This is a genomic window from Rhizorhabdus sp., from assembly GCF_018006725.1.
GTDB lineage: Bacteria > Pseudomonadota > Alphaproteobacteria > Sphingomonadales > Sphingomonadaceae > Rhizorhabdus.
Window position 1 is genome coordinate 1 of the sequence record NZ_JAGMXV010000232.1, and the last position, 7009, is coordinate 7009.

Consider the following 7009-nt stretch of genomic DNA (forward strand, 5'->3'; position numbering starts at 1 on the left):
CCGCTGCACGACGGCTTTCCAGACTGCGTTCGAGCCGCTCCAGCAACTCCTCCAGACGCGCACGATCGAGACCTGCACCGCCCGCGCGCGCAGGAGCGGGATGGTTCGCTACCGATGCTGGTGCCAGCGGAGAGGCCGCCGCAGCAGCCCATTCGGGAGGCGGCGGCACGCTTTCGGGTGCCGGCGGAGTCTGCGGCGACAGCCAAGGTGCAGCCGTGGAAACGGGCCCGGGCGACTCTACCGGCTGATGAAGCTCGGGCGCGGTGACATTGAGTTCAAACGGAGCCTCGGCCTGCGGTACGACAGAATGGGCTGGGGGCACCTGCGTAACGGCGGGCGATGCCGGTGCAAAAGCCGCAAGGATGTCGGGCACCTCCACCGGAGAAAGCGGCCCGGCCATAGGACCAGGCGCCTGGGCAGCGGCAGGAACCGGCGACACCGGCGTGGCGACGACAGCCTCCTCGGTTGCCGGATCGACCGAAGGCAGATTGTCATCGATCCTGGCGCCGGGCGCCGGCAGCCAGCTCGGCATGCCCGGCGGCACGTCGGACGCAGCCCGTGCCGCCGGGGCGGCCGGGGTTACCGGGATCGAAGGTGCCACAGGGGCCATCGGCGCAATCAACGGCTCGGGCAGAGCTGTCTCGTCTAGCGGGGGCCATGAGGCGCGCCCGGACGGCAAGGGGTCTGCACTCCAAGCCGGTGAGGCAGGTGGCTGAAGCGGCGGCAAAGGCGACGCGCCGAGCACCGGCGGCAGGGGTGGGGCGGCAACACCCGCGCCTGGCAAGATCTGGCCTGTGGCAGGAAAAGCGTCACCGACCCCGGGCAGGAACGGGACGCCACCTGTCGGGGGGTCGCCAATGTCGGTGCGGGCGGAAAGCGGTCGACGCGGATCATTCGTGGTGCCACCCTGCGCCCAGTCATTCTGCCGGGCCAGAGGACTGCCGCCGTTGCCGATCAGGTCGAGCGGGTCGGTCGGACGAAAGGCATCATCATCCTCGTCCTCATAGTCGTCTTCGCGGCCGGGCATGATCGCGCTGAGCCCGGCCTTGCCGAACAGCAGCCAGTCGAGCATGACCCAGCCGATCGCAGAAACCGATATGCCTGCGAGCACCGCCAGGAGGGTACGGTCGTTGGGAGAGATGGGGGGCTCCGCCTGAACCATCAGCTTGGACAGGCGGGTCATTGTCGTGATCGTTTCGAGCAGGCTGATCGGCATGGCCAGCACGAAAAATGCCGCTGCAACGCCCAGCAATATGGCCAGCAAACTGCCCCAGATCAGGCTCGATCGCCGCCGCGCTTTGCTCTGTACCATCGGAACGCCCATATGACCTTCTTCACCCATTAATAAGGCAAAATTGGGATTCCGTTACTTTCCCGCTGCATATTTGCGTTTTTGACGATCATGTCTGCGCTCTAACCCGCGCCGCCAGCTGCTCGTAGACGGGGCGATAGCGGGCGACGTTCACCGCCCAGTTCCGCTCGCGTTCGACGAAGGCTCGCGCCACGTCACGACGCTCTTCCCAACCCGATCGGTCTTGCAGCAGGTCGGCAAGCGCCGCAGCCAGCGCTGGCGGATCGTCGGGGGGAAACAACAGGCCGGTCACCCCCTGCTCGATCAACTCGCGATGCCCGCCGACGTCGGATGCCGCAACGAGGCGGCGCTGCGCCATGGCCTCCAGCGGCTTGAGCGGCGTCACCAGATCGGTCAATCGCATCGACTTGCGTGGATAGGCGAGCACGTCGATCAGGCTATAATAGCGCTCGACCTCATGATGCGGCACGCGCCCGACAAAATGAATTCGGTCGGCGACCGGGGATTTCTCGGCCTGGCGCCTAATGCTGGCCTCCATCGGGCCGCCGCCCACCAGCAGCAGCGCAGCGCGCGGGCGGCGCTCGATCAGCGCCGGCATGGCGGCAACCAGATCGTCGAGGCCCTCATAATCGTAGAAGGAACCGATGAATCCGATCACCTCGGCGTCGGCCAGTCCCAACTTTGCCGCGAGCGCCCGGTCGGGCGGCGGCGGCGCGCCGAAAAGCTCCAGGTCAACCCCGTTCGGCGATACCATGATCTTGTCGGGCGCAACGCCCCGCGCAATCAGATCGGCCCGCAGCCCCTCGCAGATGACCGCAACCGCATCGGCGCGCGACACCACATGGGTCTCCAGCGCCCGGATCGCACGATATTTCAGGCTGCCCTCTCGCCCCGTCCCGTTACCGACCGCTGCATCCTCCCAGAATGCCCGGATCTCATAGAGAAACGGCAGGCCCAGCCTGCGCGCGGCGAGGAGGCCGGCAAGGCCGACCAGCGCCGGAGAATGGGCATGAATGAGATCGGGCTTCCAGTCCGCCGCCACCTCCAGAACGCGGCGACGCAGCGCAGCCACCTCGCGCCACTCGCCGATAGGCGCAGGCCCGTCCGGTGCCGAACCGCTCCGGTAGAACGTCAGCCCCTCCTCGACCGCAGGATCGGGGGTCGGCGCATTGTAACGCGGTCCGGTTACGCCCCCGACCTCCCAGCCCATCGCCTGCTGCGCCTTGAGGATCGCGCGCGTACGAAAAGTATAGCCGCTGTGGATCGGCAGGCTATGATCTAGGACGTGGAGTATCTTCATGTGCGGCGGAACGCGCCTCAAGACGCCCCGCATGTCAACCGGAATCGGGCGGCCCCGTCATGATCGACACGCTTTCATTGCTGCTCGCCCACTTCGCCCTCGCCATTGTCGCGTGGAAGCTTCTGCTGAATCCCTATCTGAACGAAGAGCCGACCCAGTCGGGCCGGCATTTCAAACCCGTTCTGCCGAAAAAGCCGATGAAGCGCCGCGCCGGCGTGGAAATGGGCGAACAGAGGCCCGGATCCGACCGTGCGTGATCTGTTTCTCATCGGATTTCTCGTCGCCCTGCTGCTTGCCGGGCTGCGGCGTCCATTCCTGTTCGTCCTGGCTTATATCTATGTCGACATCGTCTCGCCGCAGCGGCTTTCCTATTATCTGCTGAGTTCGATTCCGATCTCCCTGATCGTCTTCATCGCCGCCTTTCTCGGCTGGGCGATCAACGACGACAAATCGCAGGCCCGCCCCTCTCCCCGGCAGATCATCCTGATCATGCTCTTGCTGCTGTGCGGCTTCACGACGCTGACTGCGGACTATCCGGACGCCGCCAAGGAGAAATGGGACTGGGTGTGGAAGGCGCTGGTCTTCTCGATCTTCATGCCGATGACGCTCTACACCCGCGCCCGGATCGAAGGGGTCCTGCTGTTCATGCTGTTGTGCCTGTCGTCCATCGCGGTGGTAGGCGGCGCCAAGACACTGGCGGGCGGCGGCGGCTATGGCGTGCTCAACCTGATGGTCGCCAACAACAGCGGGATGTACGAAAGCAGCACCATCTCGGCCTTCGCGATCTGCTCGATCCCGCTGATCCTCTACATGGCGAAATATTCGTCGATCGTGAAACCGACGCTGCTGACGCGGCTCTACTGGTATGGACTGGCCTTCGCCTGCCTGCTCATCCCGATCGGCACGCAGACGCGAACGGGCTTGCTATGCATCGCGCTGATGGCACTGCTCGAGCTGCGCGCCGCCAAACGCCGGATGCTCTATCTGGCGATCATGGCCGGCATCGTCATCGGCGGTATCCCGTTCCTGCCCAAAAGCTACACGGAGCGGATGGATACCATCCAGGGCTATAAGGGGGATTCCTCCGCCGCCACCCGGCTCGCCGTGTGGAAATGGACGATCGGCTATGCAGCCGACCACCCGCTGGGAGGCGGATTCAATTCCTACATCGGCAACAAGCTCGAAATCGACATGAGCTACAAGACTGCCGATGGAACGACGGTAAGAGTGGTCGGCTACGATGCCGGCCGCGCCTTCCACAACGCCTATTTCGAAATGCTCGGCGAGCAGGGCTATCCGGGCCTTCTGATGTTCCTTGCGGTTCACCTGATCGGCGTCTTCCGCATGGAGGCGATCCGACGAACATATCGGAAGGAGGAAGGGGAACTCGCCTGGGTAGCGCCCCTCGCGAGCGCGCTTCAGCATGGCCATCTGGTCTTCATGCTGGGATGCTCGTTCGTTGGCATCGCCTTTCAACCCTATATCTATTTCCTGATAGCGGTGGAGATATCGTTCGACCGCTATGTGCAGACTTATGTGAAGAAGAAGGTCTGGAATCCCTTCCGCCGCCGCCGTCGCGAGGTCGAAGCGGAAGCCCAGGCGCAGGCGGAGCGGGAAGCTGCCGATGCGGCGGCCGCATTGGCGGCCGAACAGGCGGCTTCCAAAACGAAGCCGGAACGACGCCGGACGCAGGCGCGTTGGGGCAGCGTCCCCACCAAGTAGACATCCAATGGGAAGCCCATGTCCGTACCCACAAAGACAGCATCCAATGCCCATGCTGCAGCCGAAGACCCCTCCATCGCCAAGTCGCTGAGCGATGCCGAGATCTTCTACGACCAGACCGCCGGATGGATCGCGACCCATTATATGAGCATCGTGATCGCATGCTCGATCGGCGCTGTGATCATCGCCGTCCTCTACGGCCTGCGAATGCTCGGCACACGCCTGTGCAGGCGTGAACATGTCGGTCATTGGCCGAAGATCATCGGCCGGGCGATCGCGCGTACCAATCTCTTCTTCATCGTGACGCTCGCAGCGCGGCTGGTCAGCGGCTATGCGAACCCGCCGGCGGTCGTCTCGACGACGATCGGCTTTCTGTTCACCGTCGCAGCCGCTCTGCAGGCGGCGATCTGGGTTCGCGAACTGATCATCGGCACCGTCGAATATCGAGCCGGCGACGATGACTCGGGCTCCTCCACGCTCGGCTCCGCGATCGGGATCATCCGGCTGCTCGTGACGTCGATATGCTTCATCGTCGCGATCCTGCTGATCCTCGACAATATCGGCGTGAACATCACCGGCCTGGTCGCGAGCCTTGGCATCGGCGGCATCGCCATCGGCCTTGCCGCGCAGGGTATCTTCTCCGACCTGTTCGCCTCGCTCGCGATCATCTTCGACCGGCCTTTCCGGCGCGGCGATACGGTCCGGTGGGACCAGACCGTGGGGACAGTGGAGTCGATCGGCCTGAAGACGACGCGTGTTCGGGCAACGACCGGCGAAGAGGTGGTGATCTCGAACACCAACCTGCTCAACAAGGAATTGCGCAACCTCGCCCATACGATGCGGCGGCGCGCCACGCTGATGCTGGGCGTAACCTACCAGACCAGCCCGGAAACATGTCGCCGCCTGCCAGACATGGTCAAGGCGATCGTCACGGCCCATGACAAGGCGGTGTTCCTCCATTGCTGCATGATCAATTTCGGCGCGTCGAGCCTCGACTATGAACTGCTGTTCGACGTGATCGACGAGGATGTTGAGGTGTTCAACGCAACCCGGCATTCGATATGCATCGAGATATTGGAGCGCTTCGCCCGCGAAGGCATCGACTTCGCCTATCCGACCCAGACGACCTTCACGGCGGCACCCGATGGCCGGATGATCATGCCCTATGCCGAGATCCCGGCCGAACTGCTCCACAAGGGCTGAGCGGCCTGACGGGGAGATCAGGGAGTGAGAGGGTCGGCAACGGCCTGCGCCGCCGCCACCACGCGCAGCAGATTGCCGCTCCAGATCTTCTCGATCGCAACATCGTCATAGCCCGCCGCCCGCAACGCGGTGGTAATGCGCGAAAGCGCGCCGGCATCCTTCATGCCGGCCACTCCGCCGCCGCCATCGAGATCGAGACCGATGCCGACATGATCGGGGCCAACGACCTTCAACGCGTGGAGCAGATGCGCCATGAAGTCGTCGAAGGTCGCATGTTCGACGGGGTAGCGTGCGACCAAAGCCCGACGCTCCGCAAGCAGCGCGCGATACTCGGTCACCGACAGGCCGGGGCGATCGATACGATCGGACAAAGCCCCCAGCGCAGCGTCGCGTTCCGTGTTGCGCGGCAGCGCCTTCAGATAATGCTCGAAGCTGTTGATCTGAATCACCCCGCCCGCAGCCGCCAGCCGTCGCAGCCGCACATCATCGACATTGCGCGGATGGTCGTAGATCGTCTTGCACCCCGAATGCGACAGGATGATCGGCGCGCGCGACTGCGCCAGAAGCTGGTCGAGCACTGCGTCCGAGGCGTGCGACGCATCGACGACCAGCCCCAGCCGGTTGGCCTCCTTCACCAGCTCGCGGCCGAGTGGGCTCAGCCCGTTCCAGCGCGGTCCGCCCGGATCGGTCGAACTGTCGGCGAACTGGTTGTTCGCGAAGTGAGCCAGCCCCAGCATTCGCACGCCCATCGCGTGAAAACTGCGCGCAAGGCTGGGATCGTCTGCGAGCGGATAGGCATTTTCCATGCTGATATAGACGACCCGCTTGCCGGCTTTGGCGATGCGGAGGGCATCGCTGGCCGTCAGGGCAAGCTCCATCGTCTTGCCATGCGACGCGACCATATCGCGGATCGACAGCAGCCGCCGGAAGGCAAAGTCGCGCGCGGCGGCCTTGCCCGCAGCGTCGAGCGGCCCCTGAGGCGTATAGACCACCCAGAATCCGCCATCGAGTCCGCCCTTTCGCATTCGCGGGAGGTCGACCTGGGTGAAGTCGATATCGACATCATGCGCATCCTCGATCCGCCAGCCGGGCAGATCGAGCGAGGCGGGCGTGTCGAGATGGCTGTCGAGCGTGAGCATCGCCTGATGCCCACGCCCCGCTGCGACCGCAGAAGAGGCCGCCAGCAACAGGGACAATACCATCAGCCCAGGGACGGTCCGATCATTGCTGCTGTTGCGTCTGCGCATCCCTGTCTCCCTGCAATCCAGAAAATTGGCTGTCCTTGGGAAGCTGTCCCCCGGCGAGCGGCGATTGCGCAGCCCATGCGGCGTCGCGTCCCGTCGCATGCTCCTGCTTGTCCCGGTCATCTTCAGTCATGGGCCGAGCAGACCATGCGCCGGGCACGATGTCCATGCGCGGTCCTGCCCATGGACCGGGCTCAGCGGCAGAAGCTCCAGCCGCCGCGCTTAGCC

6 protein-coding genes and 1 pseudogene are annotated in these 7009 nt (G+C 64.4%); 3 read left to right on the plus strand and 4 right to left on the minus strand.

Features of this window, described 5'->3' with window-relative positions; translation table 11 throughout:
* Together KAY22_RS22185 and KAY22_RS22190 are read right to left on the minus strand one after the other, a co-directional pair.
* A pseudogene (locus KAY22_RS22185) lies at window positions 1–1312 on the minus strand (hypothetical protein); the annotation flags it as partial.
* A gap of 88 nt (window positions 1313–1400) precedes the next feature.
* Window positions 1401–2612, minus strand: coding sequence for a TIGR04063 family PEP-CTERM/XrtA system glycosyltransferase (locus KAY22_RS22190; RefSeq protein ID WP_296625361.1), 1212 nt, complete (start codon window positions 2610–2612; stop codon window positions 1401–1403).
* A gap of 59 nt (window positions 2613–2671) precedes the next feature.
* Between KAY22_RS22190 and KAY22_RS22195 the strand changes: the two genes are divergently transcribed.
* Genes KAY22_RS22195 through KAY22_RS22205 form a run of 3 tightly spaced genes read left to right on the plus strand, consistent with a single transcriptional unit; the run spans window position 2672 to window position 5537 of the window.
* Entirely contained in the window at window positions 2672–2869 is a 198-nt protein-coding gene (locus KAY22_RS22195) for a hypothetical protein (protein WP_296625362.1), read from the plus strand.
* Window positions 2862–4334: a putative O-glycosylation ligase, exosortase A system-associated gene (locus KAY22_RS22200; protein ID WP_296625363.1), complete on the plus strand. Its 1473-nt coding sequence runs from the start codon at window positions 2862–2864 to the stop codon at window positions 4332–4334. The genes KAY22_RS22195 and KAY22_RS22200 overlap by 8 nt, the downstream gene beginning before the upstream one ends.
* Window positions 4335–4352: 18 nt before the next feature.
* On the plus strand, window positions 4353–5537 hold the full coding sequence (locus KAY22_RS22205; RefSeq protein WP_296625364.1) for a mechanosensitive ion channel family protein: 1185 nt from the start codon (window positions 4353–4355) through the stop codon (window positions 5535–5537).
* A gap of 17 nt (window positions 5538–5554) precedes the next feature.
* Here KAY22_RS22205 and KAY22_RS22210 read toward each other — a convergent pair whose 3' ends face one another.
* Both KAY22_RS22210 and KAY22_RS22215 read right to left on the minus strand, forming a co-directional pair.
* Entirely contained in the window at window positions 5555–6739 is a 1185-nt protein-coding gene (locus tag KAY22_RS22210; RefSeq protein ID WP_296625366.1) for a dipeptidase, read from the minus strand.
* A 19-nt stretch (window positions 6740–6758) separates the two neighbouring features.
* Window positions 6759–7009, minus strand: a 251-nt coding sequence (locus tag KAY22_RS22215; protein WP_296625365.1) for a hypothetical protein, incomplete at its 5' end; no start/stop codon positions are given.